Source organism: Burkholderia cepacia complex sp. TUM26381 (assembly GCF_057439935.1).
Genome location: NZ_CM172007.1, coordinates 3144522 through 3170874 on the forward strand (window position 1 = coordinate 3144522; position 26353 = coordinate 3170874).

Consider the following 26353-nt stretch of genomic DNA (forward strand, 5'->3'; position numbering starts at 1 on the left):
CGGGTGCGTTGGCGGAACGTGGCCGCGCCCGCGTGCGTGGTGCGGCGGGCGCGGCCTGCGATTTCCTACTGTAGCGGAAAAGCGCACGCGCTGCCGACCGGTCCATTGCGGCGTCATCGCCACCTGCGCACACGTTCGGAATGACACGACAAGATTCGGAGCGCCGCGCCGCGGCGACGCGATCAGCATGTGGACTGATCCGTCACCGAGGGCTCCAGCCATGAATGCACCGCATTGCGTCACCGAACCGAACATCCTCTATTTCGGCACGCCCGTCGTGCTGGTCAGCACGCTGAACGAGAACGGCACGGCCAATCTCGCGCCGATCTCGTCGGCGTTCTGGCTCGGCTGGCGCGGCGTGATCGGCATCGCCGCCAGCTCGCAGACCACCCGCAACCTGCTGCGTACCGGCGAATGCGTGCTGAACCTGCCGTCGTCCGCGCAGGCGAACGCGGTCGACCGGATCGCGCGCACGACCGGCACCTATCCGGTGCCCGACGGCAAGCGCGCAAAAGGCTACGTGTTCGAACCCGACAAGTTCGGCACGGCCGGGCTCACCGCGGCCGCTTCGCAAACGGTCGCGCCGCCGCGCGCGCTCGAATGCCCGGTGCACATGGAAGCGGTCGTCGCGGCCACACACGGAATCGGCGAAGAAGCGCCGGACCTGCGTGGCCATATCCGCGTGTTCGAAGTGCGCATCCAGCGCGTGCACATCCACCCCGACCTGCTGATGGACGGCCAGCCGGACCGCATCGATCCGGACAAGTGGTCGCCGCTGATCATGAGCTTCCAGAAGTTCTACGGGCTGGCGCCGCGGCAGGTGCATGCGTCGCGGCTCGCGGAGATTCCCGAGCGCGCGTATCGCAGCCCCGACATCGAGCGCTCGCGCGACGCGGGCGTACTGAGCGGTACCGGACGGTAATGGGTCGCCAAGGGGATTGCCCGTGAACCCGACGCTTCGTCCTGCTTCCACCGGCGCGGCCGATGCCGTCGCGCCCGCCCGGCACCGCCTCGTGCTGCCGGCCCTGTGCATCGCCGTGCTGATCGCGCAGATCGACACCGCGATCGTCAATCTCGCAACCGAACCGATCGGCGCGGCGTTCGGCGCGCGTGTCGGTGCGCTGCAATGGGTCATCGACGCGTACAACCTCGCGTATGCGGTGCTGCTGCTCACGGGCGGCCTGATCGGCGACCTGTTCGGCCGGCGGCGCGCATTCGTGCTCGGCGCGGCCGTACTGAGCGGCGCATCGGTCGTGTGCGCGCTCGCGCCGACGCTCGGCGTGCTGATCGCGGGCCGCGCGCTTGCCGGGGTCGGCGCCGCGCTGCTGATCCCCGCATCGCTCGCGATCGTCCGCGTGACCTGGCGCGATCCGGCCGAACGTGCGCGCGCGCTCGGCATCTGGGCCGCGTGCGGCGGCATCGCGATGATCGTCGGGCCGACGCTCGGCGGCGTGCTGATCCCCGCATTCGGCTGGCGCAGCATCTTCGGCATCGTGATTCCGTTCAGCGTCGCCGCGATCGTGCTGGCCAGCGCCGTCGTGCCGGAATCGGCCGATCCGCAGGGCCGGCGCTTCGATCCGGCCGCGCAGGTGCTCGGCGCGATCGCGATCGGCTGCGTCGTGTTCGCGACGATCGACGCGCGCCACGCCCCGCTGCGCGCGGTGCTGCTGGTCGCGGCTGCGGCTGCCGCCGTCGCGCTGTTCGTGCGGATCGAACAGCGGCTCGGCACGGCCGCGCTGGTGCCGCTCGGCCTGTTCGCGAACCGCGCGTTTCGCGGGATGCTCGTCGGCAACGGCACGATGACGTTCGGCGGCTACGGGATGTTGTTCGTGCTGCCACTCGCGTGGCAGAGCCACCACGTGCTCGACGCCACCGGCGCGGGCCTCGCGCTGCTGCCGATGTCGATCCCGTTCGCGCTCGTGTCGTTCGGCTCAGGTGCGGCCGCAGCCCGCGTCGGCGGGCGCACGGCCGGTGCCGGCGGGGTCGCGCTGATGGGGCTCGGGCTCGCCGCGATCGGCATCGGCGCAGCCGGCTCGACGGACCCGCACGCGCCGATGCTGCTGTGGGCCGAGGCGGGGCTCGCACTGACGGGTACGGGGCTCGGCCTTGCCGTCGGGTCGCTGGCCGCGACGGCCGTCGGCGCGGTCGATGCCGCGCGCGCGGGCACGGCCGCATCGCTGATGAACGTGACGCGGATGATCGGCGCGGTGTTCGGCGTCGCGATGCTGGGCGCGCTGTACGACGCGTGCGGCGGCGGTACGACCGGGCTGCGGGTCGCGATGCTGACGGGCAGCGCACTGCAGCTCGCGGGCGCGGCGCTCGCGTGGCGCACGGCCGGTGCCAGCGTGCCGACCGGTACGACACGACCGGGCAGATAAGTGCTCGAGATCCGTCGTTCCGGCGATCTCCGGACACGCATCATTAATCTGTATACCTAATTAAAAAGAGATCGCCGGTTCCCGCAATATTCCGCGTGATCAGCTGTCGCTCAGGAAGCGTCCCAATCGGGTATAGACCGTCGGCCGCGCATACCGCAGCCACGCCGCGAAGGTCGCACCGATGACAGCGATCGCCGGTGTCGTCCACGGCAGCATCGACACGACGACCGACGACGTACCGGCCATCAGCGAGACGTTGCCGATCATCGCGTACAGGAAGTAGCCGAATCCCGCAAAGCTGATGGCCGGGAAAACAGCCCACCGGACAAACCGCGTCTCGCGCTCGCGACGGGCGGCGAAGAACCGGATGACCGCGAGCGCGGTCAGCGCCTGCACGCACACGATGCCGATCGCGGACGGAATGCTCAGATACGGTGCGATCACCATGACCGGGTCGACACGATAGAGGGCAAACAGAACGATCATCGTGACCATGATCGTCGACTGCATGTTCGCAGCGCGGATCGGAAGCCCCTTCTTCACGCTCAACCGCGCAAGCCACTCGAACGCAATGCCGTCGCGGCCGAGCGAATACCAGTAACGCACGGTCGCGTTGTTGAAGCTGATGATCGCGGCCAGCATGCTGGTGATCAGCAGTGCATTGGTGACCACCACCATCTGCTTGCCGAGTACCCGCTCAGTCACGGCGAACCACAGATCCGCCGGGGACTTCACCGCAAGGGCAACGACTTCGGCATAACCGAACGCATTGGACATCTGCACCGTCGACACCACGTAGATCGCCATGATGACCGCAACGCTGACGTACGTGGCGATCGGAATCGACCGGCTCGGGTTCCGAACGTCGTTCGCGTAGATCACGGTCGTCTCGAATCCCATGTAGGCCACCACGACGAACACGAGTGAAGTGCCGAACTTCGCGGTGAATACATTCGCGGGATGCAGCGGTGCGAGACTGAAGTGCTCAACGCCTCCGCCCGTGGCAGCCACCTTGATGTTGAAAGCGACGATCAACCCGATCTCGACGATCATCAACAGGAACAGCACCGCGCCATTGAACTGCACATTGTTGATCGCGAACACGTGCACGACAACCGCCGCGCCCAGCGTGCCGAGCCACCACGGCACGGTCACGCCGGTCAGCGTGCCGATGAAATAGCTGATATAGAAGCCCAGCAGTGCATAGCACGCGAGCGTGATCACGAAATAGGATGCGACAGCCATGAACGCGGCTCCCACGCCCGCCGGCCGGCCCAGACCTTGCCCGACGTAGGCATAGAGCGCGCCGGCATGACTCACGTGGCGGCTCATCGCCGTGAAACCGACCGCGAAGAACAGATAGATCAGCCCCACGCAGAGATAGGAACCGGCGATCCCGATTCCGTTTCCATACGCAACGCCATACGGCACGCACCCGATGAGGCTGGTGAGCGGCCCGTTGGTGGCAAGCACGAAAAATACGATGGCAATCCAGTTCAAAGGCCGCGTGGGTGCGGATGCAGGGGTGGCCGCTGACGTCTCCATGGTGGTTCCTTGTCGATGAGGGGAGGTGCATTACAAGCCCGCGTGCCCGGCGAACAGCGCTCGCCGGCGCTCGGCATCGGGATCCTGGTCGATGCGGCAGGTGCGGTCGAAAATCCGTATCGAACGCGCCTCCGTCGTGTAAAGCGGCCACACCGGGGCGCCGCGCGCCGATGGATCTCCGTATCGGGCGAAATCGGCCCATGCGCGCCGCATGCGCGCGGCCAGTTCGAACCGGTCGCCTCGCGTGTCGCCCGGATACCGGTTGCCCGGGAAATCCGTGCTGTCCCAGGCCGGAAGCGCGTAGTCGAGCGTACCGAATACGAAAGGGATCTCGGCGCCGTGAATGGCGTAGCTGCCGCCACAGCACGGGAATTCCCAGTCGAACCGGTACATGAATGTGTCCGCCCGCCGGCTGTTGCGCTCCGCCAGCGCCACCGCGGGCATCCAGAACACGGCGTCCGTCAGATCCCGACCGATCGTGTCGGGTTCGATTTCATGGGTACGCCATGCGGCTCCCACGGTTGCCGTCACCTCGTCCGGGCCGGTGCTGAACGGGCGGACACCGTTCTCCAGCGCGTCGCGATGGCCGGTCGAGTCGAGCGAATCGTGCGCGAGCAACCCGGGTTCCAGAAAGTACGCTGCCTCGTGACGCGTCGTACCGATCATCATCGGTATCGACGGGCTCCGGCTTCTCGACGCATCGATGACGACACCATCGTCGACGGGCCAGAACGCGGTATAGCCATGGCGATCGAACAGGCGTCGCGCGGCTTCGAGCACCCGCTCCTCCGGCATCCCGTCGAGCGATCGCGCATCGGCGCCCAGCATCGAAAGGAATTCACCGGCCCTGGCGTTCGCCTGCTCCCGCGACAGCATCGTGAGAAACGCGCCGCTCTGAATGATGGCCTTGTGATACAGGCCGTCGGCTGACGGCATCATCGTCAGCGCGCAGATCTTCCCGCCACCGCCTGATTCGCCAAACAGCGTGACGTTGGTCGCATCGCCGCCGAATGCGCCGATGTTCGCCGCGATCCACTCGAGCGCCAGCACGATATCCTGCTGTCCCACGTTCGCCGCGTGCGAATAGCGGGCATCCTGATCGCACAGGTACAGGTAGCCGAACGCATTGAGGCGATGGTTGACCGACACGACCACTACCTGCTGCTCCTCGGCGAGCATGCGCCCGTCGTACAGCGGCAGGTTTGCGGAACCCGACAGATACGCGCCGCCATGCAGCCACACCATGACGGGCAGACGATCGCCACGCGCGGCCGCGACCGGCATCCAGACATTGAGGTTCAGGCAGTTCGCCGAATGGCCTCCATCGAACTGCCAGGCCGGCAAGTCGTCATTGAACTGCGGGCATGCATCGCCATAAGTGCAGCAATCCCGGATGCCGTCCCATCCCGGTGCGGGCGCAGGCGGCTTGAAACGCAGCTCGCCATTCGTTGGCATTCCATACGGAATGCCAACGAACCGGATGCTGTCGCCCATGTGGGCGCCGCAGACCTTCCCTTGCGAAAGCGTCAATACGCAGTCGAGACGTTCGGCGCATTCGTCGATCGCGGAGAAACTCGTGTACTCGTTCATCGTTCTATCCAGGCCGGGGCAGATGGGATTTTGATTGGCGCACGTCTTATGTACCGTCCAGCCGGTACAGTAACGAAATCAAAAAAAATGGCAAAGGGAATTTGTATAATGCACCGTCCAGCCGGTATGGCTCGTTTCGAATCATTTTTACTGCAGTATTCCGCCAGATAGCATATGAACAATGAAATCAGCGACACAAAGAGAAAAATATTCGAAGCGTCGCGAAACATCCTGCAAGACAAGGGCATCCTGGGATTAACCCTTGCAGAGGCCGCGTCGGTTGCCGGCATCAGCAAAGGAGGACTGCTCTATCACTTCTCGAGCAAGTCCGAACTTCTGGCCGGGCTGCTTCACTTCGAAGCCACCACCTTCGAGCGGGCAGTCACCGAAGCCGCACAGGCCGATGGGCAGCCAGGCGCCTGGACGCGCGCCTACATCATCGCGAGTTCCGAACAGGCGCTGCAAGGGAGAAGCCTTTCTGCCGTGATCGGCAGCCTGCTTCTGGAACCCGGCCTGCTGCCTGTTTACGCGACGCATGCGGCGCGCTGGGCAGAATTGCTGAGCCGCGACCAGTTGCCCGAACGCACCGCTCATATCATCCGCTTCGCGGTGGAAGGGCTGTGGTTCGACGAAGTGTGCGGACTGCGTCCGCTGGGCCCGGCGCAGCGCGAGGCATTCGTCAACTCGCTTCTGGCCATGACACGTCCGGCCGCCTCGGGCCAATAGCCCGCTTCGGAGCGCGCACGCTGGCGGGGCTCGCGAATCGTCGCCCGCGATCACCACTGGCCTCTTCTGTCGACTGCAAGCGTCCTGCCATGCCGCCCACGGTTACGCCAGTGCCAACGACGCGGGGAAGCCTCTGCTGCGCCATCGGGCGCGCCAGACCCGGCCGGCGCCATATTTGCCATGTCGCGTCAGTCATGCGCCCGGATTCAGGTGCCGTTCACGTCGCCTCGTCCCCGGCGAATCCGTGCCACCGAAGGCGAAGCGCTGTCGAGTCCTCCGCCGCGCCGGCCAGTTCGCCGAAGCCGATCGGATAAGATACGGCCGGCCACGCACTTTGGCCCATGACCGAACCGACGGAGTGTTTTCAGTGATTCAACCGACCCCAGTATTCAAGGACAACCTCGCGCAACTGCCGGCCATCGACGGCGTCGCGCGCATCGATCTCGTCGGCGCGAACGGCGACGTGGTCGCGACCATCGAGAACCAGCCGGGCAAGCAGGGCTCGCTCGCGGTGTACAACTATCTGCGGCAGGCCTTCGGCACGCTCGACGCGAAGGCTGCCGAGCATGGCCTCGCGGTGTTCGCCGAGCATACGGCCGACGCGCGTAACCGCCCGGGCGCGCACCCGAACGTCGATCGTCTGCTGGCGATCGTCGACGGCGGCGCAGCGCTGCGGATCGACGTCGTCGCAAAGGGCTGAGTCGTTGGCGGCACGCGCGCGGAAAATCGCGATCGTCGCGTTCGCCGCCCTTTCGACGGAGACCGCCCGCGTGTTCCGCTTCATCGCTCCGGCCTTGGCCCGCCGTCTCGCCCCTGCAGCCGCGATCGCGGCCGTTGCGTGCGCCGCGCTCGGCGGCACGGCATCGGCCGATACGCTGCGCACGGCCTCCGAGATCGCCGGCGCATCGCTGGTGCCGCTCGGCGTGCTGCCGCATTCGCCGGAGAACGGGTCACTCGATCCGTTTTGCCCGCAATATCGCGCGAAGACCACCACCGCGGCCGGCCGCGAAGTCGCGAAGCGCAACTGGATCGTGACGTCCGAAGCGCCGCTTGGGCGCTACACGGTCGTGACGTTCTCGAGCGGATTCAGTGCCGGCACGAGCGCGATCTGTTTCGCGCGCAACGGCAACGTCGGTGTGTTCGACGGCACGACGCTCGTCGCGCTCGGCTATACCGCTCGCAAGGCCGGCTGGCAGCTCGGCTCGGCCGATCGTCTGGACAACGGCGCGCTGCTGATCTGGGGCGGCGACGGCCCGGCGCCGCCCGTCGGCGAACTGCATGAAGAGAACGGGAGCCTGCGGCTGACCCGCGTCGCCGCCGAAAGCACGCACTGCAACGGCCGCGCGGTCGTGCCGAACGTGTACGGCAAGCCGCTCGACGCGGCACGCAAGATCCTGATCGCGCATGGCTGGCAACCGCTGCCCCCGCGCGAGAAACCGGACGCGATGGACGGTGCGGCAGCGCTCGCAAAGCACGGCATCATCGAAGCCGAAGCGTGTTCAGGCACCGGCATGGGGTATTGCGCGCTGCGCTACCGGAACGCGGCCGGCGTGCTCGGCGTGACGACAGTCGGCGGCGAGCCGGACAAGCCTTCGGCGAACACCGTGATCGACTATCAGGTTGCTTGCCGCAAGCAGTGACGGGTGCGCCGATCGCGCGCGCATGATGATGAGTCACGTTGCGATCTGCGACGCCTGACCATCATCCGCTCGCTCGATTGACCGGCTGCGCGCGCCCTCCTAAACTGACCTCCCTTTTACGTCGCATCGACAAAAGGGACTGCCATGATCGACCTCTCCACGCTCGCGCTATTCTCCGGCGCGTGTCTCGCGCTGACGGCCACGCCCGGCCCCGACATGCTGCTGATCGCGTCCCGCAGCGTGAGCCAGGGCCGGCGCGCAGGCTTCGCCACGCTCGCGGGCATTCAGGCCGGCACCTACTGCCACGCGCTCGCGGCGGCACTCGGGCTGTCGCAGCTCTTCGTCGCGGTGCCGCTCGCGTACGACGCCGTGCGCTTCGCGGGCGCCGCGTATCTGCTGTATCTCGCGTGGAAAACGTTCCGTTCTGATGCGACCGCGCTGTCGCCCGTCGCGTCGCCACGTCGCCACTCGACCGCAACGATCTTCCGTCAGGGGCTGATGACGAACCTGCTGAACCCGAAGATGGCGCTGTTCGTGCTCGCGCTGTTCCCGCAGTTCGTGCGGCCCGAGCACGGTTCGATCGCCGTGCAGATTCTCGTGCTCGCGACGGTGCTGAACCTGATCGGGATCGTCGTGAACGGCGCCGTGATTCTCTCCGCGAGCCGGCTGAGCCAGCGGATCGGCGCGCGCCGCCGGCCGTCGAAGCTGCCGCAGTATCTGCTCGGGTCGGTGTTCGTGGGGCTGGCGGCACGGCTTGCGGTGGCGGGACGGAACTGAGCACGGGCGGTGCGGCGATACACGTGCTCGTCAGTCGGCTCGATCGTTACCCGGATCGCGTGTATCCACCACCACCCGCAATGCGCCGCTGTCGAGCAAGCTCGCCGGCGTCACGGTGCGGCGACGCCACGGAATCCGGCCGAAGTACCAGATCTTCCAGAAACCGAGCGGATGATCGGGATTCCGGCGCAGCAGCATGTCGAAGGTCTCGACGTCGCCGAGCACGATCCGCGTCGCATCGCGCACCACTTCGCGCACGAACCGCGAGCAGAACTGCCGGCGCGACGCGAGATTGAAACCCGTGTCGTAGACCACGCCGATCCGGCGCATCGCCGCGTCGACGAGGCCGCGCCGCTGCGCGGCGTCGAGCGGCTGCCTGAGCCGCGCGATCACGCATGCGCCGCGGTCGGAGCGCGCGAGAAATCGCGACATCGTCGTCACGCGCGACAGCGGAAACGTGCTCTCCGCGATCAGCGCCTCGCCGCCGCGCTCGCCGACGATGATCCCGACGTGATTCGTCCATGAGCGCGTTGCGCTCGCCACCTCGAGAAACGGCCGCACGGTTACACGGATGAACACGATGTCGCCGATCTCCGGGTCGACCGGCAACGGCGTGTCATGCGTTTCGAGAGAAGCAACGGAGAAGAAACGCCGCCGGCCCGCGCCGGGCGAGCGGACCAGGAGCGGCTGGCAGCCAGTGTCGACAACCATACGGACCTCGCGCGAGTGGTGATGGCGCGAGCATGTCAGCAGCGGCCGGGCTCCGCATCCGCTTCGTGTGCGAGGGTGGGGTTTCGCGCCGCCCGGTGCCGGATTTCGATACCGGCGTGAAGCGTCGCGCCGGCGCCGAAGCCTTAGCGCGTCGCGCCGAGCGCCACGCGCAGCCGCTCCATCAACTGCGTGTAATGGCGCAGCACGTCGTCCTTCGGCACGACATTCGCGGTCGCGAAACGGTCGGACCACGCCGGCTTCCAGTCATAAGAACCATGCACGCTGCGATCGCCGTCGGGCGCCTGGATCAGCGAGCGGATCCGCGCGTCGCGGCCCGGGCCCGTATGCACGTCGAACAGCGCGTGAATGTACGTGTGATACGCGTCGTACACGTCGTCGTCGAACAGGTAGCGGTAGATGTGGAACGTGCGGTCGAGGTCGCGCTTCGCACGGATCACGTCGTCCGGCGAGATGTCCTTCCAGTAGCCGATCCACGTGTAGAAGCACAGCAGCGCATTGAGCTGCGGCGCGACGGCATCGTACAGCGCCAGCCGCTTCTCGATCAGCCGCTGGTTGGTCCACTGCACGAGTTCGAGCCGCTTCAGCCGGCGCGCGACGAGCCAGCCAAGACACGCGACCGACAACGGCGTCAGCACGCCGAGCACGAGCTTGACGATTTCCAGCGAATTCCACGGATTGTTGAATGGCTGCATGAATGGCCCGACAAGAAGAAACGCACTCGCTTCAACGCATGACCCGGCGCGGCGCGCCGTGTGCCCGGTCGCGTCGAGACTGACCGTTAGTTGCTTGCGCATCGAACGTTGCACGACGCACGACTGCACCGGCAACCCGTGCGATGCGACTTACCCCGCCAGTTTATCCGCCGATTGTCACCGCGCCATGACCATTCGTCGACGCGCCGCCGCCTACCCGCGTCGCACTACGTCGGCAACGCCGACGTGAGCTTGACCTTCTGCATCGGAATGTCGGTCTTCACGCTGAGCACGCCCGGAATGCGCGTGAGGTATTCCATCTGGAAGCGCCGATAGTCGTCGATGTCGGCCGCGACGACGCGCAGCAGGAAATCGCAATCGCCGGCCATCAGGTGGCATTCGACGACTTCCGGCATCTGCTGGACGGCCTCCGAGAAACGGTTCACCGATTCCGCGTCCTGCCCCTTCAGCCACACGCGCGTGAAGATCGTCAGGCCCTTGCCGACCTTCGCGGGATTCAGCACGGCCACGTATTTCTCGATCACGCCCGCTTCCTCGAGGAGCCGCACGCGCCGCAGGCACGGCGAAGGCGACAGCCCGACCTCGTGCGCGAGTTCCACGTTCTGCATCCGGCCGTCGCGCTGCAGCGCGCTCAGGATCCGGCGGTCGATAGCGTCAAGTTTCATTTGGCATCCGATTCCAAAAAATTCATGTATCACGCGTTCAATGCCAAATTCTGAGAAAAATCTGGCCACAACGCAACCCGATTCGAGTCAAAAAAGCAGACAATCCCTCCCCCGAAGGAGGAGTAATGAGCAGTAGCGTTTCAACGTCGTCCGGGCTTCGCGACAAGCCCGCCTATGTCGCCGAGATGGGTCGCGGTTTGCGCGCGGCGCTGCCCGTCATGCTGGGTTTCGTGCCGTTCGCGCTCGTGCTGGGCGCGCAGGCCGCGCAGAAAGGGCTGAGCCTGTTCGAGGTGCCGATGATGACGGGCCTGAACTTCGGCGGCGGCTCGGAATTCGCGGCGATCCATCTGTGGACGTCGCCGCCGCACATCGCGCTGATCGTCGCGATGTCGTTCCTCGTGAATTCGCGCCACATCCTGATGGGCGCCGCATTCGAGCCGTACATCCGGCGCCTGCCGCGCCGCCGCGCGTTCATCGCGCTGTTCTTCATGTGCGACGAGAGCTGGGCGATGTCGCTCGCCGACGCCAGGGCGCGCTCGGCCACGCACATCAGCGTGCCCTATTACGCGGGCATCTGCATGGGGCTCTACCTGACGTGGATCTCGATGACGACGCTCGGCGCAGCAGTCGGCCCGACGATCGGCAACGTCGAGCAGTACGGCTTCGACATGGCGTTCACGGCCGTGTTTCTGGTGCTGCTGCGCGGGATGTGGAAAGGGATGCGCGCGAGCCGCCCGTGGTTCGTGAGCCTCGTCGTCGCGGCGGCCACGCATCTTGCGTTGCCGGGCGCGTGGTACGTCGCGGCCGGCGCGTGCGCGGGACTGATCGCCGCGCTGCTGTGGGAGCCGCGCGATGCCTGAGCTTCCGGATTTCAGCACGGTCGCGACGATCGTGCTGATGGCGTCGACGACGTATCTGTCGCGCATCCTCGGCTACGTGCTGCTGCGCAACCGCACGCTGAGCCCGCGAATGGCGTCGGTGATGGAGAACGTGCCAGGCTGCGTGCTGATCTCGGTGATCGCGCCGGCCTTCGTGTCGACGCGCCCCGCCGACCTGCTCGCGCTCGCGATCACGCTGCTCGCCGCGACGCGCCTGTCGATCCTGCCGACCGTCATCGTCGGCGTCGTCTCGGCCGGCCTGCTGCGCTACCTGCTCGGCTAAGCGGTGCCGGCCCGCCGCATCGCCGGCACATTCGACGACGAACGGGCGCACGAGGCGCCCGTTTTCACGTCCGCGCCGCCGAACGCCGGTGGCGTGACACGACGATCCTCACGCCGCGGTGCTAGCCTTGTGGTTTGCGCCACGCAGGCCGCGGCGCTGCACTCCCCCTCTCATTGCCCATCTCCGCGAGGATCGTCCCGATGCAAGCAACCCGCCCGCTGTTCGACCGTGTCCTGCTCACCAACGACGACGGATTCGACGCCCCCGGCCTTGAAGTACTCGAACAGGTCGCCACGCAACTGGCGCGCGAAGTGTGGATCGTCGCGCCGGCGGAAGACCAGAGCGGCACGTCGCATTCGCTGAGCCTGCACGAACCGCTGCGCGTGCATCGCAAGGGCGAGCGCCGTTTCGCGGTGCGCGGCACGCCCGGCGATTGCGTCGCGATCGCGGTCAGCCACCTGATGAAGGATGCGCGGCCCGACGTCGTGCTATCGGGCGTGAATCGCGGCGCGAACCTCGGCACCGAAACGGTGTTTTCCGGCACGGTCGGCGCCGCAATGACGAGCATGCTGGTCGGCGTACCGGCCATCGCGCTGAGCCAGGCGTTCACCGATCGCAACGCGGTGCCGTGGGGCACCGCACGCGCGCATGCGCCGGACGTCATCCGTCGGCTCGTCGCCGCCGGCTGGGACAGCGATGCGTGCCTCAACGTGAATTTCCCGCCGCGACCGGCCGACGACGTACGCGGCCTGAAGGTGACGAACCAGGGCACCGGCACGCTGCAGGGTGTCGAGATCGTGTCGGGGCGCGATCCGCGCGAGATCGACTATCACTGGCTGAGGCTCGCGCGTGCCCCGCGCGACGACGATGCGGATTCGGAAACGGTTGCGCTCGGCGAAGGCTACATCGCGGTCACGCCGCTGAAGTTCGAGCGCACGCACGACCAGGCGCTCGCGCGGCTGCGGTCGAACCTCGGCTGATCGCCCGACCTTTCCGATCGCCTCGGCGGTTGCGCACGCGACGCGTGCGCGCCGCTGCATCACCCCATCACGTCAGGTTCAATCCGCCGTCGAGCATCATGATCTCGCCCGTCACGTAATCGGATGCGACGAGCATCGCGACCGTCTGCGCGATGTCGTCCGGCGTCGCCGCGCGGCGCATCGGCGCGCGCTCGCGCCACAACTGCTGCGCTTCCGTCCAGTCGGCAGTCAGCGGCGTATCGACGAGCCCCGGCGCCACGGCATTGACGCGGATCGCCGGCGCGAGCGTACGCGCGAGCAACCGTGTCGTGTGATTGAGCGCGGCCTTCGCGGCCGCATACGGAATCGACGCGCCCTTCGGCCGCACGCCCGCGTGAGAGCTGACGTTCACGACGCACCCGGCCCGCCCGTGCGACGCGGCCTCGCGCAGCGCGGCCTCCGCTTCGGCGACGAGCCGGAACGGCGCGATCACGTTGATCTCGTGCATCTCGCGCCACACGTCGGGGGTGGCCGCCGCGAGGTCGTCATGCGGAATCACGCGGCTGACGCCTGCATTGTTGACGAGCACGTCGAGCCGCCCGTGCACGGCAAGCGCGTCGCGGATCAATCGCACGCGCTCCGCATCGTCCGCAAGATCGGCCTGCACGTAGGCCCCGCCGAGTTCGCGCGCCATCTCGCGCCCGGTGCTGGCCGAGTGGCGCGAATGCAGGATCACCGCGTAGCCGTCCGCCGCCAGGCGGCGCGCGACGGCCGCGCCGATCCCCGACGTCGAGCCGGTGACGAGCGCAACCGGCCGGTGCAGGCGCGACGCGCGCGGCTCGCCGGCGGCTTCGGTTTCAGGGGCCGTTTCGGCTATCGGGGCAGACATCGGCGGGAGCGGCGCGTCCATATCGGGGAACCCTGTCAGTGGCGTTCCCGCATCATAAGCGCGACGACGCCCCCTGACGCGAACGTGACGGCCGCCACCACGAGAATCGCCGCCGCGAAGCCGAAACGATCGGCCATCAGGCCGGCCGACAGCGCGCCGATCGCATAGCCGAGATCCCGCCAGAACCGGTACACGCTCAGCGAACGCGCGCGCCAGCCAGGCTCGGACGCATCGGACACAGCCGCAATCAGGCTCGGATAGACCATCGCCGTGCCCAGACCGAGCAGCACGCTCGCGACGAGCCACCAGCGGAACTGCCCCGTCAGCGCGGTCAGCGCGAGCCCGGCCGCCTGCACCCACATTCCGGCGACGATCAGCCCCTTGCGGCCCCACCGGTCGCTCAGCGGGCCGGTGACGACCTGGCAACCTCCCCATACGATCGGATAGACGGCTTTCAGGATGCCGATCCGCTCGATGCCGAGCCCGAGCGTCGTGAAGAACAGCGGGAAAATGCCCCAGCTCATCCCGTCGTTGAGGTTGTTGATCAGGCCGGCCTGCGACGCCGCGAACAGGTTGCGGTCGCGGAACGACGTCAGCAGGAAAACCTCGCGGAACGACAATGCGGACGCGCCGCCCGGCTTGCCGCTTTCGAGTCGCACATGCTCGCGCGTATCGCGCACGACGAGGATCGACAGCAGCAACCCCGCGATCGCGTAGAACACGCCGAGATAGATCGGCGTCGGCCGCAATCCATGGCGGCTCGCGAGATAACCGGTCGCGAACGCGGTCGCGCCCACCGCGAAGTAGCCGGCGAATTCGTTCAGGCCGACCGCGAGGCCGCGGCTCTTCGGGCCGACCAGGTCGACCTTCATGATCACCGTCATCGACCATGCGAACCCCTGGCTCAAGCCGAGCAGCACGTTCGCGGCGATCACCCATTCCCAGTTCGGCGCCGCGATGATCATGAACGGCACCGGCAGGCCGAGCAGCCAGCCGACGATTAGCACGCGCTTGCGCCCCCACGTATCGGCGAGCTGGCCCGACACGAGGTTGGCGAACGCCTTCACCAGCCCGAAGCTGACGATGAACGACGTGATCAGCGTAGTCGATTCGAGATGGAACTGCTCCGACCCGATCAGCGGCACGACCGTGCGCTCGATGCCGACCATCCCGCCCACGAACGCGTTGACCAGCACGAGCAGCGCGAATTGCCGCCAGTTCGCGCGCAGGCCGAGCGCCACTGCGCGCCCGCCGCGCGCCACCGCTCCATTCGTCATCACGTCAGCCTCCCGCCGCGTCGCGCCCCGCGTTGGCCGCGCGCAGCTGCGCAGCGGCCGGCGGTGCGGGCGGCACGTCGGCCAGCATGAAGCGGACGAACGCGTCTTCGTCGTCGATGCACAGCGCCGCGTTGTAGCGCTTCTCGAACCCGATCGTCGACGCCGGTTTCCCGCTGAGCGCGCGTCCGCACACGGAGCCCGAGAACGCGCCGGGCAGCACTTCGACGTGGTCGGGCAGCGCGGCCAGCCGCCGCACGCTGCGGAACAGGTCGCGCGCCCCCGTTTCGGCGCTGACGGCCAGCTCGGTGCGGCCGACGTCGCCGATCATCAGCGTATGGCCGGTCAGCACGAACCACGGCTCATCGGCGCGCGTGCGATCCGTCACCAGCAGGCTGATGTGCTCGGGCGTGTGGCCAGGCGTGTGCAGCACGTCGACGGCGACGTTGCCGAGCGCGAGCCGGTCGCCCTCCCCGACGCCGGTAAACGGCACCGCCACATCGGCCCGCGCGGACAGCACGTACGCCGCGCCGGCCACGTCGGCCAGCGCACGGCCGATCGACAGGTGGTCCGCATGCACGTGGGAATCGATCACGTATGCGATCTTCATGCCGACCGCCTCGGCCGCGCGCAGGTAGTCGTCAGGCGGAGCGACCGGATCGACGACCGCGCCGGCCGCCTTGCCGCCGCAGCCGAACAGGTATGAAATGCCTCCCGTATCGGGATGCAGGAATGGTCTGAGGATCATCGGATTTGCCCCTGTCCCGCGGATGCGGTAACATTCAATCAATTTGATGAATGATTGATCGAGGAGAGGCCACGTGTCAAGCACGGGACCCAAGCAAGCGATTTATGCGAGCCTCGCCGAGGTCGCGCAGGCGATCGGTCACCCGAACCGGCTCGAACTGCTCGAGCACCTCGCGCAGCGCGAGCGGTCGGTCGAGGAACTGACGACGCTGTCGGGGATGACGTTCGCGAACACGTCGCGGCACCTGCAGATCCTGCGGCGCGCACGCCTCGTCGATACCGAGCGGCGCGGCAAGCACATCGTGTATCGGCTCGCCGGCGACAGCGAAGTCGTCGTGCTGATGAAGGCGCTCGGCCGCGTGGGCGAGCGCAATGTCGCGGAGGTCAACCAGGTGCTGGGCGACTACTTCCATGCGCGCGATGCGCTGGAGCCGGTGTCGCGCGGCGAGCTGACCGGCCGGATGGCCGACGGGCTCGTTACGCTGCTGGACGTGCGTCCGCACGACGAATTCGCGCTCGGGCACCTGCCCGGCGCGATGAACATTCCATTGAGCAACCTCGAAGAACGCCTCGGCGAACTGCCGGCCGGCACGGAAATCGTCGCGTATTGCCGCGGCCCTTACTGCGTGCTCGCGTTCGAGGCCGTCGCCGCATTGCGCGCACGCGGCTTCAAGGCCGCGCGGCTCGAAGACGGCTTTCCGGAGTGGAAGGCGGCCGGCCTCGCGATCGAGACCGACACGGCCGAGTGAAGAAACGCGGCCCCCGTCGAAGCGGGCCGCTTGCGGCTTACTTGCCGGCCAGCGCCAGCGACGGCGCGAGCGCGCTGTTCGGGTCCTGGCCGTTCCACTGGCCAACCCACGCATCGTTCGGCGTCGAACCCATCACGAAGTCGAGCGTGCCGCCGGCCTTCATCTCGTCATAGGTGATGTACGGCCGGTGCAGCGGCGTGCCATTCAGGCTGACCGACTGCACGTAGCGGTTGACCGGCGACGGCGCGCCGCCGCTCGCCGTATGCGCGCTCACCTTGAAGCGCCGCGTCGCGCCGAACTTCAACACCCCGCCCGCCCCGCTTCCCGACGCAACCGGGATGTCGATCGTCGCTTCCTCGAACAGCGGCGTGCCGAAATAGAACACGCCGCCGACCGGATTCAGCGAATAGATGCCGAGTGCGGACAGCACATACCACGCGGACAGCTGGCCGCAATCGTCGTTGCCCGGAATCGCCGCATCGCGTACGCGCCGCGGATCGTTCACCGCGGCCTTCAGGCTGTCGCCGCTCAGTAACGCGCGATCGCCGGCCGTCAGCGTCAGCGAGTACATGTCGTCCATCACCGTGCGCACCCGGTCCTGCGTCTTCGACGGCATGCCCGCGACGTCGTACAGGTACGGCAGGTGGTTCGCCGGCTCGTTGCCCGCGAAGAACTGGCCGCTGCGGCCGGTCAGGTCCGGAAAGCCCTGGTTGTTGAGGAAGGTCAGCGGGTTGGACTGATCGAACGTGCGGTCGAGCTGCGCGATGAACTGGCTCTTGCCGCCGAGCAGCGCAACGAGGCCCGGGAAGTCGTGGAAGATGTTCCACGTATCGACCCACGAATTCGATTCGGAGAAGTCCGTCTTCTCGGCGGCCGACGGATCGAAGCCCGCGACCCAGTTGCCTTGCGCGTCCTTCGGCTGCGAGAACTTCCAGCCGTTGTTCGGCACCGGGTTGAACACGTTCCGGTAGTTCTGGCTGCGTTGCAGGTACGGCCGGTAGTCGGCCGCGCTCCTGCCGGCCGCCTTGCCGACCGCGGCCGTCGCCCAGTCGTCGAACGCATAGTCCTGCGTCGTCGACACCGACGCGTTGTCGCCGGCGAACACGTAACCGCTTTGCCGATACTGATCGAAACCGTGCGCGCTTGCGCTCTGCGTGGTCGTCAAGGCGGTCCAGATGTCGTCGATGCCCGCGCTCGTCAGGTGCTTCAGGTACGCATCCGCGATCATCGGGATCGACGGGTGGCCGGCCATCGTGAAGGTTTCCGTTTGCGCGAGCGGCCACACCGGCAGCTCGCCCTTGCCGTTCTGCCTGAACTGCGTGAGCAGCGACTTCACCCAGCCGTCGACGCGCTCGGGCTGCACCAGCGTCATCAACGGCGATTCGGCGCGGAAGGTATCCCACAGCGAGAACGTCGACGAATAGTCGAAGCCCGGGTTCGCATGCTTGCTCGTGGTCGGCGGCGACTTCGTGCCGTCATTGGTCGAATCCATGCCGACGTAACTGCCGTCCGCGTTGTTGTAGACCGTCGGCGCGAGCATCGTGCGGTACAGCGACGTGTAGAACATCGTCCGCTGGTCGGCGGTGCCGCCCTTGATCCGGATCCGGTCGAGCGCGGCGCTCCACACGCGCTCCGCGGCGCCGCGCACCTGGTCGAACGATTTCGTGCCGACTTCCGACGCGAGATTGGCCTGCGCATCCGCGATGCCCGACGGGGAGATGCCGACTTTCACGGTGACCGCGCCGCCGTCGCTGCCGTCGGCGAACGTCAGGTACGCCTTGAAGCCGTCCGCGCTGAACGCGACGTGCTTCGTATCGAACGGCTTCGAGAAACGCGCGACGAAATACGTCGGCTTGTTGTTCGCCCAGTTGTTCGTGAACTGCCAGCCGGCGATCGTCTGCGCGTCGATGATCTGGATCTTGCCGCTCGCGGTCGAGCCGCCGATCGGGTTGTCGATGCTCACGATCATGCTGCGTTTCTGCGTCGCCGCACTCGGGAAGTACGTATAGCGATGGACGCCCGCGTGCGTGGTCGCCGTCATTTCCGCGAGGATCTTCGCGCCCTGCACGTTCCACGGCGTGTTGCCGCTGCCGACCGGCGCCATCTTCACGCGGTAATAGCCGGGGCTCGCGATTTCGTCGTCGTGGCTGAAGGATGCGTTGTAGGTGATCGTCGCATCCGCGGCGACCTTCGCCAAGGTCGCCTTGTCGACCGGCGCGAGCGTCGGCATGAACCGCACTTCGCCGCCCGAGCCGATGCCGGTGCCCGACAGGTGCGTATGCGTGAAGCCGGTGATGAACGGATCGTCGTACTGGTAGCCCGACGTGCGATCCCAGTTCCACGGCAACGTATGCGCGCCGCCGGTCGTGTCCGGCCCGAGCTGCACCATCCCGAACGGCACGGTCGCGCCCGGGTACACGTGACCGTGCCCGCGCACACCGCTGCCCCAGTCCGCGTTGATGTCGAGGTTCGCGGTGCCGATCATCGGATCGACGCTGCGCAGCACCGACCGCTTGCTCGCGCCGCCGTTCTCGCCTTGATCGTTCTGATCGCCCTGGTCGTTCTGGTTGCCTTGATCGTTCTGGTTGCCCTGCGCGTTCGATATCTGCGCCAGCACGCTCGCATCCGTCGAACCCTGATCGCCTCCGCACCCTGACAACACGGCAAGGCACCCGATACCCACCACATGACGTAGCTTCATCCGTTCGTCCCTCCCTCTCTCTCGTCGATCCTGTTGGCAAGAACCGCTCGTTGATCCCCTGGATTTACTGCGCGCCGCCCGCCCGCGGGAACGACGGCATCGCGGATGCATCGGTGCCCCACGTCGTGGCGCTCGCATCGGCCGTCATCGAATACGACAGCTTCCCGCCCTTCGCGATGCGCTCGAACGGCAGCCACGCGGTCGAGTAAGGTGCGCCGTTCAGCTTCAGCGACTTCACGTAGAACGACGCGCCGTCGCCCGAGCCCGCGCCCGGCGCGGCGATGTGCAGCAGGCGGTAGCTGCCGTCGTGCTGCCCGACGCGCACCGTGATCTTCTCGAACTGCGGGCTCGACAGCGCGACGCCGCTCACGCCCGGTACGACCGGATAGAGACCGAGCGCGGCCCACACGTACCAGCCGGAGATCGCACCGAGATCGTCGTTGCCGGGCAGCCCTGCCGCACCGGTGCCGAACTCGCTCGCGAGCGACGCGTGCAGCACGCGCTGCGTATGCGACGGTGCGCCGGCCCACGCATAGGCCCACGGCACGGCCATCGTCACTTCGTTGCCGACGTAGAAATACGGCTGCACGGTGCCGATATTCAGGTGCGTGAAGAACGTGTCGAGCCGCTTCACGACCGGTGCGGCGCCGCCCGCCTGCGCGACCACGCCGGCGAGATCGTGCGGCACGTACCACGTGTACTGCTCGGAATTGCCTTCCATGAAGCCCGAACCGTCGGTCACCCACGCACCGGCCGACGTCTTCGGCCGGATCGCGCCCTGGTCGAACAGGTTTTGCCAGTTGCCGCTCGACTTCAGCAGCGTGCCGGCCGTCGCCGTATCGCCAAGCGCCGTCGCGAAGCGCGACACCGCGAAATCGCGCAGCGCGTATTCGAGCGTGTTCGACGCGGTCTGGTTGTCACCGTTGCCCGATGCCGGCACGTAGCCGAGCCGGTCGTAGTCCGCGCGGCTGCCCATCACCGGCGTGCCCGCGCACGCGGCGCCCGGCGCGGTGCTGGTCTTCATGATCGACAGCGCGGCCTGCGTATCGAAGTTCGTCGCGCCGAACGCATACGCGTTCGCCGTGATGATCGACCCCGCATCGCCCGGCATCACGGCCGTTTCGGTATTGAAGTACGCCCAGCGCGGGAACGCGCCGCACGCCTTCGCATCGAGCACGAGCGACTGCACGATATCGCTGGTGCGCACCGGGTCGAGCAGCGCCTGCAGCTGGATGAACGAGCGGTCGATGTCCCAGCCGGAGAAGTTCGCGTACATCGTGCGGCCCTTGTCGACCTGGCGCGTCGGCACCGTCGATGCGCCGTTCGACGCGTAGAAGTCCGGATACTGGCCGTTCACGTCGTTGAACACGTTCGGGTGCAACGACGCGTGATACAGCGCGGTGTAGAACTTCGTCTTGTCGGCTTCGTTGCCGCCCGTCACCTGGATCGCGTTCAGGCGGGCGTTCCATGCGGCGCTCGCTGCGCTGCGCACCTTGTCGAAGCGCCAGTTCCGGCCGCCTTGCGCATCCGTTTCCGGATTCTCCGCGCGCAGGTTCGCCTTCGCATTCGCTTCGCTGACGAACGAGATGCCAAGCTTCATCATCACGTCCGGATGCTTGCGGTCGACGTTGAACGTCAACGTCACGGGGCGGTTGTTCGACAGCGCGGGCTTCGCCGCGAATGGCTGGCTGAATTCCGCGTAGTAGTAGACAGGCACCGCATGCCCGGCCCAGCAGAACCCGCCGCCCGCGATCGTGCCCGACAACCCCCGGTCGCCAACCTGGCCGACCGTGTCGGCCGTCGTGCCCTGCGCACGGTTGTTCAGCACGGTCGGATCGATCGCGATCGTCGCCTGCTGGCCCTGCGCGAGTGCCGGATACGTGAAGCGCGCGAAGCCGGTGCGTACCGTCGTCGTCAGCTCGGCCTTGATGCCGTTGCCGAGCGTGACGCCGTAGTAGCCGGCCTGCGCGGTTTCGTTCGCGTGGCTGAAGCTGGCCGGCGTGCCGGCGTCGCCGGGCGCGAGTTGCGGCATCACGTTCAGGTAGCCGCCGTTCGCCCAGCAGCCGGTGCCGCTCAAGTGCAGGATGCTGAATGCGTCGATCGACGTATCGCCGTACCAGTAGCCGCCGGAGAAGCCGGAGCCGTCGCCTTTGCGGCTGTCGTATTGCGCAGTGGGCGTCATCGGGCTCCACTGCATCATCCCGAACGGAACCGTCGGCCCCGGGAACGTGCCGCCGCCGAGACCCGAGCCGACCGGGTCGGCCGGCTGGTCGGTCGCGTAATCGGTGCCGATCAGCGGATTGACGTACTGGACGACGCGGATGTCGGCGTTTTTCTTCGACGCCTCGTTGCCGTTGCTCTCGTCGTTTCCATTGCTGTTGTCGTCGCCGCCGTTGCCGTCTTCGTTGCCTTGCGAATGCGCCGCGGCCGACAGATTCGAAGCCGCTGCCGACGGCGAATCGCCGTCACCGCCGCATGCAGCCAAGACAACGCACAGCGCCAGCAGCGCCGTTCCCAACCCCCAGTTCCTCGACATCGCCTGTCTCCGTTTCGCTCTTGAATCAAGCTGTTGGTTCGAACTACTGAGCTTCCAGCCAGGAATCTTTTCGTGACTTGCCGCGTACGCAGTCAATCGGTCGAAACTGCCGGACGCGTGTATTTATTGCCGCATTCGGGTGACCGAAAAAAGACGCGCCGGCATGTCGAAATACCGGCGCTCAGGAACGGACAATGCGCACAAGCGTGCCCAAATAAACGCGATTTCTCTACCCCGTATTTTTACGAATTTTTATTTTGTTTATCTAAACAAGATAGAGTTGATTCGATTTTTTATATGGAATCCGGCATCGCGGATGCGATGGGTCTTTACGGCTGTTTCGGCAGCTCGACATAGTCTTCAAGCTCGCCCGCGATATAAAGCCGTTTGCCGATTCGCGGGTATTCGCAGACGTCGTGTTCGAGCCGCTGCCCGCCGACGAGCAGCTCCAGCGGCGCTTCGCCCGTGTTCTGCACCGTATGCGCTTCACCGCCGCGCGGAAAGCCGATGAAGTCGCCCGGTCCGATTTCACTGGCGCGTTCGCCGATCATGACCGAGCCCGTGCCGGACAGCACGTACACGAATTCTTCTTCGTATAGGTGACGGTGATATTCGGCCGATTCGTGACCGGGCATCAGCGTGAGCAGATGGACACCGAATTGCGTCAGACCGGTCAGGTCGCTGAGTTGTCGCTTGAGACGAACGGCATTGGGATTCAGCGAATGCACCGCGCGCGCCGGTTCCATCTTCTCGATATCGGCGGCCTTCAGCAGTTCCCGGGGAAAGGGCGTTGGCATGGGGATCTCGCAAGCGTGAATGCGTCTATTGAACGCGGCGCCGACGTGGCGCGCGCAGCGGCTATTGTCCGACATTTTCACGCTCGAGAGGTACGCCAGGCCGCCCCTGCGATACGGCTAGCGCGCGCAATCGGCCAGCAGGTTCACCAGCACCGACGCGCCCTGCGCGAGGTGCACCGGATCGGCATCTTCCGCTTCGTTGTGGCTCAGGCCGGCCTTGCACGGCACGAACACCATCGCGGACGGCGCGACGTACGACAGGTTCACCGCGTCGTGCCCCGCGCCGCTGCACATCTCCAGGTACGGATAGCCGGCGGCGGCCGTTGCCTGCCGCACGCGTGCGACGCATTCGGCATCGAACACCACCGGCTCGTATTCGGCGATCGTCTGCACCTCCACGCTCGCGCCGCGCAGCGCGGTGCGCTCTACGCAGATCGCTTCGATGTCGGCGACGAGCTGCTGCAATGCAGGCTGCGACGGGTGGCGCACGTCGACGCTGAACCGGACCTTGCCCGGTATCGTGCTCGGCGAATTCGGCTGGCACGCAACATGGCCCACCGTCACGCGCGCGTCGGCGTCGAACGCGTGGCCGTGCTCGATGATCGCGGCGATCATCGCGGCCGCCGCCCCCATCGCGTCGCGACGCACGCTCATCGGCGTCGTGCCCGCATGCGATTCGAAACCGGTCACCGTGACGTCGAGTTCGTAGATGCCCTGCACGCCCGTCACGACGCCGATCGGCAAGCCGGCCTGCTCCAGCACCGGCCCTTGTTCGATGTGCGCTTCGAAATACGCTTGCGGCATCTGCCGCTCGCGCGCAGGGCCGGCGAAGCCGGTCCGTTCGAGCTCGTCGCGGAGCAGCACGCCCGTCTGCATGCACGGGCGATCCAGTGCGTAGTCGAGATCCAGCGAGCCTGCGTAGACGGCCGAGCCCATCATGCCCGGCGTGAAGCGCGAACCCTCTTCGTTGGTCCATGCGACGACTTCGATCGGATGCCGCGTTTCGATCCCGTGCTCGTTCAGCGTGCGGATCGCTTCGAGGCCCGCGAGCACGCCATAGACGCCGTCGAAGCGGCCGCCGAGCGGCTGCGTGTCGAGATGGCTGCCGCACATCACGGCCGGCAGCTCGGGCTGCGTGCCCGGCCGGCGCGCGAACACGTTGCCGATCGGATCGACGCGGATCTCGCAACCGGCCGCCTCGCACCACGCGATGAAGCGGCGCCGGCCGCGCGCGTCGTCGTCGCTCAGCGCGAGCCGGCAACTGCCGCCGTGCGCGGTCGCGCCGATCGCCGCCATCTCCATCAACGAATCCCACAGCCTTTGCTGGTTAACGAGCATCATCGTCGCCGCTCCTGAAAAGCACCGAGCATATACACTCGACCCAATAAGAAAAATCCAAGATTTCGTTGTAGACGATAATTTTTTCTTGTCACCTGGCGTTCCGCCCGGAACCCCGCGCTTTCTTCGTCACCGGATCGGTCACCCATGAAGCTCAAGCAGCTCGATGCGTTTCTCGCGGTCGCCGAGCATCGCACCATTCGCGGCGCGGCGCGCGCGCTCGGCGTTACGCAACCGGCCATCAGCAGCATCGTGCGTGAACTCGAACAGGAGCTGGGCGTGCCGCTCGTCATGCGCAGCGTGAAAGGGATCGCACTGACCGACTACGGCAGCGCGTTCGCGATTCGTGCGCGCCTGATCGTCGAGGAGATCCAGCGCACGCGCGACGAAATCGAGCAATTGCGGCTGGGCACGACCGGCTCGGTGTCGATCGCGGTCAGCCCGACGGTCGCGTTGACGATCCTGCCGCGCGCGTTCGCGGCATTCGCGCGCGACCTGCCCGGCGCGACGCTGAACGTCGACGATGCGCTGACCGCGACGGATCTCGCACGGCTGCGCGACGGTTCGCTCGACTTCATCGTCACGCATCAGCTGTCGAACGCGCTGCCGGACCCCGACGAATTCGTCAGCATTCCGTTGTTCCGGACGGCGTTCGCGGTCGTCGCGAGAAACCGCCATCGGCTCGCGCACGCCCGCTCGTTGCGCGAACTCGTCGATGCGCAATGGTGCGTGCCGCGCTACGGCGAAGGCGGGGACGATCTGGTGCGCTCGATCTTCATGCCGTTCGGCATCGACACGCCGAAGCGGGTGGTGCACTGCCCGTCGTTTGCGGCGACGCTCGGGCTCGTGTCGCAGACGGATGCGCTCGGCGTGTTCGCACGGCCGCTCGCCGACGTCGAACGCAAGTCGCGCGGCATCGTCGCGCTGGACCTCGCCGAGCCGATGCCCGCGTTGACGGTCGCGATCGTGATGCGGCGGCATGCGTTGCTGACGCCGGCCGCGCTACATTTCATCGAATGCCTGAAGGCGGCGTCTGCAACCGTCGTGAATCAGGACGATACGTGACGTTCAACGCACGTGCACGCCGCGCAGCTCGGTCAGCAACGCGACGAGCCGGTCGATGTGCGCATCTTCCGTGCGCCACGACGATACGCTGATCCGGAACGCCGGCCGCCCCTGCCACACGGTCGCACCGAACCACACGTCACCCGACGCCTGCGCGGCGTCGAGGATCGCGGCGGTTTCGTCGTCGGTGCCGGCGCGCACGAGCACCTGGTTCAGCACAACGCGGTTCAGCACGTCGTAGCCGGCCGCCCGCAGGCCGTCCGCGACCCGCGCCGCCTGCGCGCAATGCCGCTCGACCAGCGTCGCCACGCCGGCGCGGCCGAGCGAACGCAGCGCGGCCCAGACCGGAATGCCGCGCGCACGCCGCGAGAATTCGAGGTTCAGGTTCTTCTGCGCATCCTGCGCGCCGCTCAGGTAGACGGCGTCGCTGTTCATCGCGGTCGCGAGCGCGGCTGCGTCGCGGCAGATCACCATCGCGCCGTCGTACGGCGTGTTGAGCCACTTGTGGCCGTCGGTCGTCCAGCTGTCCGCGCCGTCGATGCCGTCCGTCAGCGCGCGCTTCGACGAGGCGCGCGCCCACAGGCCGAATGCGCCGTCCACGTGCACCCATGCGCCCGCCGCCTTCGCGGGCGGAATCAGCACCGCGAACGGATCGAATTCACCGGTGTTCACTTCGCCGGCCTGCACGCAGAAAATGGTCATGTCGTCGAGCGGCGGCATCTGCGCGGGGTCGATGCGGCCGTGTACGTCGACCGGCGCGACGACGATGCGCTTCATCCCGAAGCCGAGCACGCGCAGCGCCTTCTTCACCGTGATGTGCGCGAGCGCGGAAATCACGACCTTCACTTCGGGCGCACCGATCAGGCCGTCTTCATCGATATCCCAGCCCTTGCGCGCGAGCAGCGCACGCCGCGCGGCCACCAGCGCGACGAGCGTGCAGGCCGTCGCGCTCGTGCCGAAGCCGACCGCGCTGCCTTCGGGCAACGCGAGCGCATCGACGACCCAGCGCGCGGCCTGCCGTTCGAGCGTCGCGGCCACCGGCGAATTCGCATACGACGATGCGCACTGGTCCCACGCAAGCATCAACCGCTCGGCGGCCGCCGCGGCCGGCAGCGTCGCGCCGATCACGAAGCCGAAGTAGTTCGGGCCGTTCGATGCGACCGTCGCGGGCGTGCCGTGCTCGTCGAGCAGGCGCAGCACGTCGTCGGCCGGGCGGCCCGTATCGGGCAACGGTTCGTCGAACGCGGCGAGGCCAGCCAGCGCGGCCGCGTCGGGAAACGCGCGCCGGTCGGCGGTTGCAGCCAGATACGCGTGCGCGCGCCGGTCGGCGTCGGCCAGCAATGCAAGTTCGTCCATGTCGGTTGCCTCGGT

The 26353-nt window shown here is 67.0% G+C and carries 24 protein-coding genes; 11 read left to right on the top strand and 13 right to left on the bottom strand.

Features of this window, described 5'->3' with window-relative positions:
• The first annotated feature begins 220 nt into the window (after window positions 1-220).
• A complete protein-coding gene (locus ACWMMN_RS30890) occupies window positions 221-922 on the top strand; it encodes a flavin reductase family protein (protein WP_059237874.1) in 702 nt (233 codons plus the stop codon).
• 22 nt (window positions 923-944) lie between these two features.
• Window positions 945-2378, top strand: a complete 1434-nt coding sequence (locus ACWMMN_RS30895; RefSeq protein WP_486423596.1) for an MFS transporter — start codon at window positions 945-947, stop codon at window positions 2376-2378.
• Window positions 2379-2477: 99 nt separating this feature from the next.
• Here the strand turns inward: ACWMMN_RS30895 and ACWMMN_RS30900 are convergent, their stop codons facing one another.
• Entirely contained in the window at window positions 2478-3851 is a 1374-nt protein-coding gene (locus tag ACWMMN_RS30900) for an APC family permease (protein ID WP_486423597.1), read from the bottom strand.
• Window positions 3852-3953: 102 nt separating this feature from the next.
• Window positions 3954-5513: a carboxylesterase/lipase family protein gene (locus tag ACWMMN_RS30905; RefSeq protein ID WP_486423598.1), complete on the bottom strand. Its 1560-nt coding sequence runs from the start codon at window positions 5511-5513 to the stop codon at window positions 3954-3956.
• 174 nt (window positions 5514-5687) lie between these two features.
• On the opposite strand from ACWMMN_RS30905, the gene ACWMMN_RS30910 reads away from it, so the two are divergent.
• The 4 genes from ACWMMN_RS30910 to ACWMMN_RS30925 all read left to right on the top strand — a co-directional run bounded on the left by ACWMMN_RS30910 (window position 5688) and on the right by ACWMMN_RS30925 (window position 8656).
• Entirely contained in the window at window positions 5688-6239 is a 552-nt protein-coding gene (locus ACWMMN_RS30910) for a TetR/AcrR family transcriptional regulator (RefSeq protein ID WP_059237878.1), read from the top strand.
• A 367-nt stretch (window positions 6240-6606) separates the two neighbouring features.
• Window positions 6607-6939, top strand: a complete 333-nt coding sequence (locus ACWMMN_RS30915) for a DUF2322 family protein (RefSeq protein ID WP_059237879.1) — start codon at window positions 6607-6609, stop codon at window positions 6937-6939.
• Between the two features lie 70 nt (window positions 6940-7009).
• Window positions 7010-7879 carry a PASTA domain-containing protein gene (locus ACWMMN_RS30920; protein ID WP_174992622.1) on the top strand — a complete coding sequence of 290 codons (870 nt, stop codon included), beginning with the start codon at window positions 7010-7012 and terminating at the stop codon, window positions 7877-7879.
• A gap of 144 nt (window positions 7880-8023) precedes the next feature.
• Complete coding sequence (locus ACWMMN_RS30925) at window positions 8024-8656, top strand: LysE family translocator (RefSeq protein ID WP_486423599.1); 633 nt, start codon at window positions 8024-8026, stop codon at window positions 8654-8656.
• A gap of 30 nt (window positions 8657-8686) precedes the next feature.
• On the opposite strand, the gene ACWMMN_RS30930 is transcribed toward ACWMMN_RS30925, so the two are convergent.
• The 3 genes from ACWMMN_RS30930 to ACWMMN_RS30940 all read right to left on the bottom strand — a co-directional run bounded on the left by ACWMMN_RS30930 (window position 8687) and on the right by ACWMMN_RS30940 (window position 10766).
• Window positions 8687-9367: a YebB family permuted papain-like enzyme gene (locus ACWMMN_RS30930; protein ID WP_059237881.1), complete on the bottom strand. Its 681-nt coding sequence runs from the start codon at window positions 9365-9367 to the stop codon at window positions 8687-8689.
• 143 nt (window positions 9368-9510) lie between these two features.
• The gene (locus ACWMMN_RS30935) at window positions 9511-10080 is read right to left on the bottom strand and encodes a hypothetical protein (RefSeq protein ID WP_059237882.1); all 570 of its coding nucleotides are present in this window, start codon (window positions 10078-10080) and stop codon (window positions 9511-9513) included.
• Window positions 10081-10307: 227 nt separating this feature from the next.
• Window positions 10308-10766 (bottom strand): Lrp/AsnC family transcriptional regulator, encoded by a 459-nt coding sequence (locus ACWMMN_RS30940; RefSeq protein WP_059237883.1) that lies wholly within the window; start codon window positions 10764-10766, stop codon window positions 10308-10310.
• Window positions 10767-10891: 125 nt separating this feature from the next.
• Between ACWMMN_RS30940 and ACWMMN_RS30945 the strand changes: the two genes are divergently transcribed.
• From ACWMMN_RS30945 to surE, 3 genes are all read left to right on the top strand, one after another.
• Window positions 10892-11626 (top strand): AzlC family ABC transporter permease, encoded by a 735-nt coding sequence (locus ACWMMN_RS30945; RefSeq protein ID WP_059237884.1) that lies wholly within the window; start codon window positions 10892-10894, stop codon window positions 11624-11626.
• The gene (locus tag ACWMMN_RS30950) at window positions 11619-11927 is read left to right on the top strand and encodes an AzlD family protein (protein ID WP_059237885.1); all 309 of its coding nucleotides are present in this window, start codon (window positions 11619-11621) and stop codon (window positions 11925-11927) included. The genes ACWMMN_RS30945 and ACWMMN_RS30950 overlap by 8 nt, the downstream gene beginning before the upstream one ends.
• 200 nt (window positions 11928-12127) lie before the next feature.
• Complete coding sequence (gene surE, locus ACWMMN_RS30955; RefSeq protein WP_059237886.1) at window positions 12128-12907, top strand: 5'/3'-nucleotidase SurE; 780 nt, start codon at window positions 12128-12130, stop codon at window positions 12905-12907.
• 67 nt (window positions 12908-12974) lie between these two features.
• Here the strand turns inward: surE and ACWMMN_RS30960 are convergent, their stop codons facing one another.
• Genes ACWMMN_RS30960 through ACWMMN_RS30970 form a run of 3 tightly spaced genes read right to left on the bottom strand, consistent with a single transcriptional unit; the run spans window position 12975 to window position 15797 of the window.
• Window positions 12975-13796, bottom strand: coding sequence for an SDR family NAD(P)-dependent oxidoreductase (locus tag ACWMMN_RS30960; protein WP_486423600.1), 822 nt, complete (start codon window positions 13794-13796; stop codon window positions 12975-12977).
• Window positions 13797-13810: 14 nt separating this feature from the next.
• Window positions 13811-15052, bottom strand: coding sequence for an MFS transporter (locus ACWMMN_RS30965; RefSeq protein WP_486424110.1), 1242 nt, complete (start codon window positions 15050-15052; stop codon window positions 13811-13813).
• A gap of 4 nt (window positions 15053-15056) precedes the next feature.
• Window positions 15057-15797 (bottom strand): MBL fold metallo-hydrolase, encoded by a 741-nt coding sequence (locus ACWMMN_RS30970; protein ID WP_486423601.1) that lies wholly within the window; start codon window positions 15795-15797, stop codon window positions 15057-15059.
• A gap of 73 nt (window positions 15798-15870) precedes the next feature.
• On the opposite strand from ACWMMN_RS30970, the gene ACWMMN_RS30975 reads away from it, so the two are divergent.
• Window positions 15871-16545, top strand: a complete 675-nt coding sequence (locus tag ACWMMN_RS30975; protein ID WP_174992618.1) for an ArsR/SmtB family transcription factor — start codon at window positions 15871-15873, stop codon at window positions 16543-16545.
• 37 nt (window positions 16546-16582) lie between these two features.
• Here ACWMMN_RS30975 and ACWMMN_RS30980 read toward each other — a convergent pair whose 3' ends face one another.
• The 4 genes from ACWMMN_RS30980 to ACWMMN_RS30995 form a co-directional block, all read right to left on the bottom strand.
• Entirely contained in the window at window positions 16583-19246 is a 2664-nt protein-coding gene (locus tag ACWMMN_RS30980) for a GH92 family glycosyl hydrolase (RefSeq protein WP_340625450.1), read from the bottom strand.
• 64 nt (window positions 19247-19310) lie between these two features.
• Window positions 19311-21782: a GH92 family glycosyl hydrolase gene (locus tag ACWMMN_RS30985; protein ID WP_486423602.1), complete on the bottom strand. Its 2472-nt coding sequence runs from the start codon at window positions 21780-21782 to the stop codon at window positions 19311-19313.
• A 329-nt stretch (window positions 21783-22111) separates the two neighbouring features.
• A complete protein-coding gene (locus tag ACWMMN_RS30990; protein WP_486424111.1) occupies window positions 22112-22579 on the bottom strand; it encodes a cupin domain-containing protein in 468 nt (155 codons plus the stop codon).
• 117 nt (window positions 22580-22696) lie between these two features.
• The gene (locus tag ACWMMN_RS30995) at window positions 22697-23920 is read right to left on the bottom strand and encodes a Zn-dependent hydrolase (RefSeq protein ID WP_059237893.1); all 1224 of its coding nucleotides are present in this window, start codon (window positions 23918-23920) and stop codon (window positions 22697-22699) included.
• Between the two features lie 144 nt (window positions 23921-24064).
• Between ACWMMN_RS30995 and ACWMMN_RS31000 the strand changes: the two genes are divergently transcribed.
• Window positions 24065-24982, top strand: coding sequence for a LysR family transcriptional regulator (locus ACWMMN_RS31000; RefSeq protein ID WP_059237894.1), 918 nt, complete (start codon window positions 24065-24067; stop codon window positions 24980-24982).
• Between the two features lie 3 nt (window positions 24983-24985).
• On the opposite strand, the gene ACWMMN_RS31005 is transcribed toward ACWMMN_RS31000, so the two are convergent.
• On the bottom strand, window positions 24986-26338 hold the full coding sequence (locus ACWMMN_RS31005) for a pyridoxal phosphate-dependent decarboxylase family protein (protein WP_486423603.1): 1353 nt from the start codon (window positions 26336-26338) through the stop codon (window positions 24986-24988).
• Window positions 26339-26353 lie beyond the last annotated feature (15 nt).

Excerpts from the sequence above, each read along its gene's own strand:
- ACWMMN_RS30965 (WP_486424110.1), bottom strand. The coding sequence starts at position 15,052 with ATGACGAATGGAGCGGTGGCGCGCGGCGGGCGCGCAGTGGCGCTCGGC.
- ACWMMN_RS30960 (WP_486423600.1), bottom strand. The coding sequence starts at position 13,796 with ATGGACGCGCCGCTCCCGCCGATGTCTGCCCCGATAGCCGAAACGGCC.
- ACWMMN_RS30905 (WP_486423598.1), bottom strand. The coding sequence starts at position 5,513 with ATGAACGAGTACACGAGTTTCTCCGCGATCGACGAATGCGCCGAACGT.
- ACWMMN_RS30940 (WP_059237883.1), bottom strand. The coding sequence starts at position 10,766 with ATGAAACTTGACGCTATCGACCGCCGGATCCTGAGCGCGCTGCAGCGC.
- ACWMMN_RS30935 (WP_059237882.1), bottom strand. The coding sequence starts at position 10,080 with ATGCAGCCATTCAACAATCCGTGGAATTCGCTGGAAATCGTCAAGCTC.
- ACWMMN_RS30995 (WP_059237893.1), bottom strand. The coding sequence starts at position 23,920 with ATGATGCTCGTTAACCAGCAAAGGCTGTGGGATTCGTTGATGGAGATG.
- ACWMMN_RS30970 (WP_486423601.1), bottom strand. The coding sequence starts at position 15,797 with ATGATCCTCAGACCATTCCTGCATCCCGATACGGGAGGCATTTCATAC.
- ACWMMN_RS31005 (WP_486423603.1), bottom strand. The coding sequence starts at position 26,338 with ATGGACGAACTTGCATTGCTGGCCGACGCCGACCGGCGCGCGCACGCG.
- ACWMMN_RS30925 (WP_486423599.1), top strand. The coding sequence starts at position 8,024 with ATGATCGACCTCTCCACGCTCGCGCTATTCTCCGGCGCGTGTCTCGCG.
- ACWMMN_RS30945 (WP_059237884.1), top strand. The coding sequence starts at position 10,892 with ATGAGCAGTAGCGTTTCAACGTCGTCCGGGCTTCGCGACAAGCCCGCC.
- ACWMMN_RS30985 (WP_486423602.1), bottom strand. The coding sequence starts at position 21,782 with ATGTCGAGGAACTGGGGGTTGGGAACGGCGCTGCTGGCGCTGTGCGTT.
- ACWMMN_RS30950 (WP_059237885.1), top strand. The coding sequence starts at position 11,619 with ATGCCTGAGCTTCCGGATTTCAGCACGGTCGCGACGATCGTGCTGATG.
- ACWMMN_RS30890 (WP_059237874.1), top strand. The coding sequence starts at position 221 with ATGAATGCACCGCATTGCGTCACCGAACCGAACATCCTCTATTTCGGC.
- ACWMMN_RS30990 (WP_486424111.1), bottom strand. The coding sequence starts at position 22,579 with ATGCCAACGCCCTTTCCCCGGGAACTGCTGAAGGCCGCCGATATCGAG.
- ACWMMN_RS30980 (WP_340625450.1), bottom strand. The coding sequence starts at position 19,246 with ATGAAGCTACGTCATGTGGTGGGTATCGGGTGCCTTGCCGTGTTGTCA.
- surE (WP_059237886.1), top strand. The coding sequence starts at position 12,128 with ATGCAAGCAACCCGCCCGCTGTTCGACCGTGTCCTGCTCACCAACGAC.
- ACWMMN_RS30910 (WP_059237878.1), top strand. The coding sequence starts at position 5,688 with ATGAACAATGAAATCAGCGACACAAAGAGAAAAATATTCGAAGCGTCG.
- ACWMMN_RS30930 (WP_059237881.1), bottom strand. The coding sequence starts at position 9,367 with ATGGTTGTCGACACTGGCTGCCAGCCGCTCCTGGTCCGCTCGCCCGGC.
- ACWMMN_RS31000 (WP_059237894.1), top strand. The coding sequence starts at position 24,065 with ATGAAGCTCAAGCAGCTCGATGCGTTTCTCGCGGTCGCCGAGCATCGC.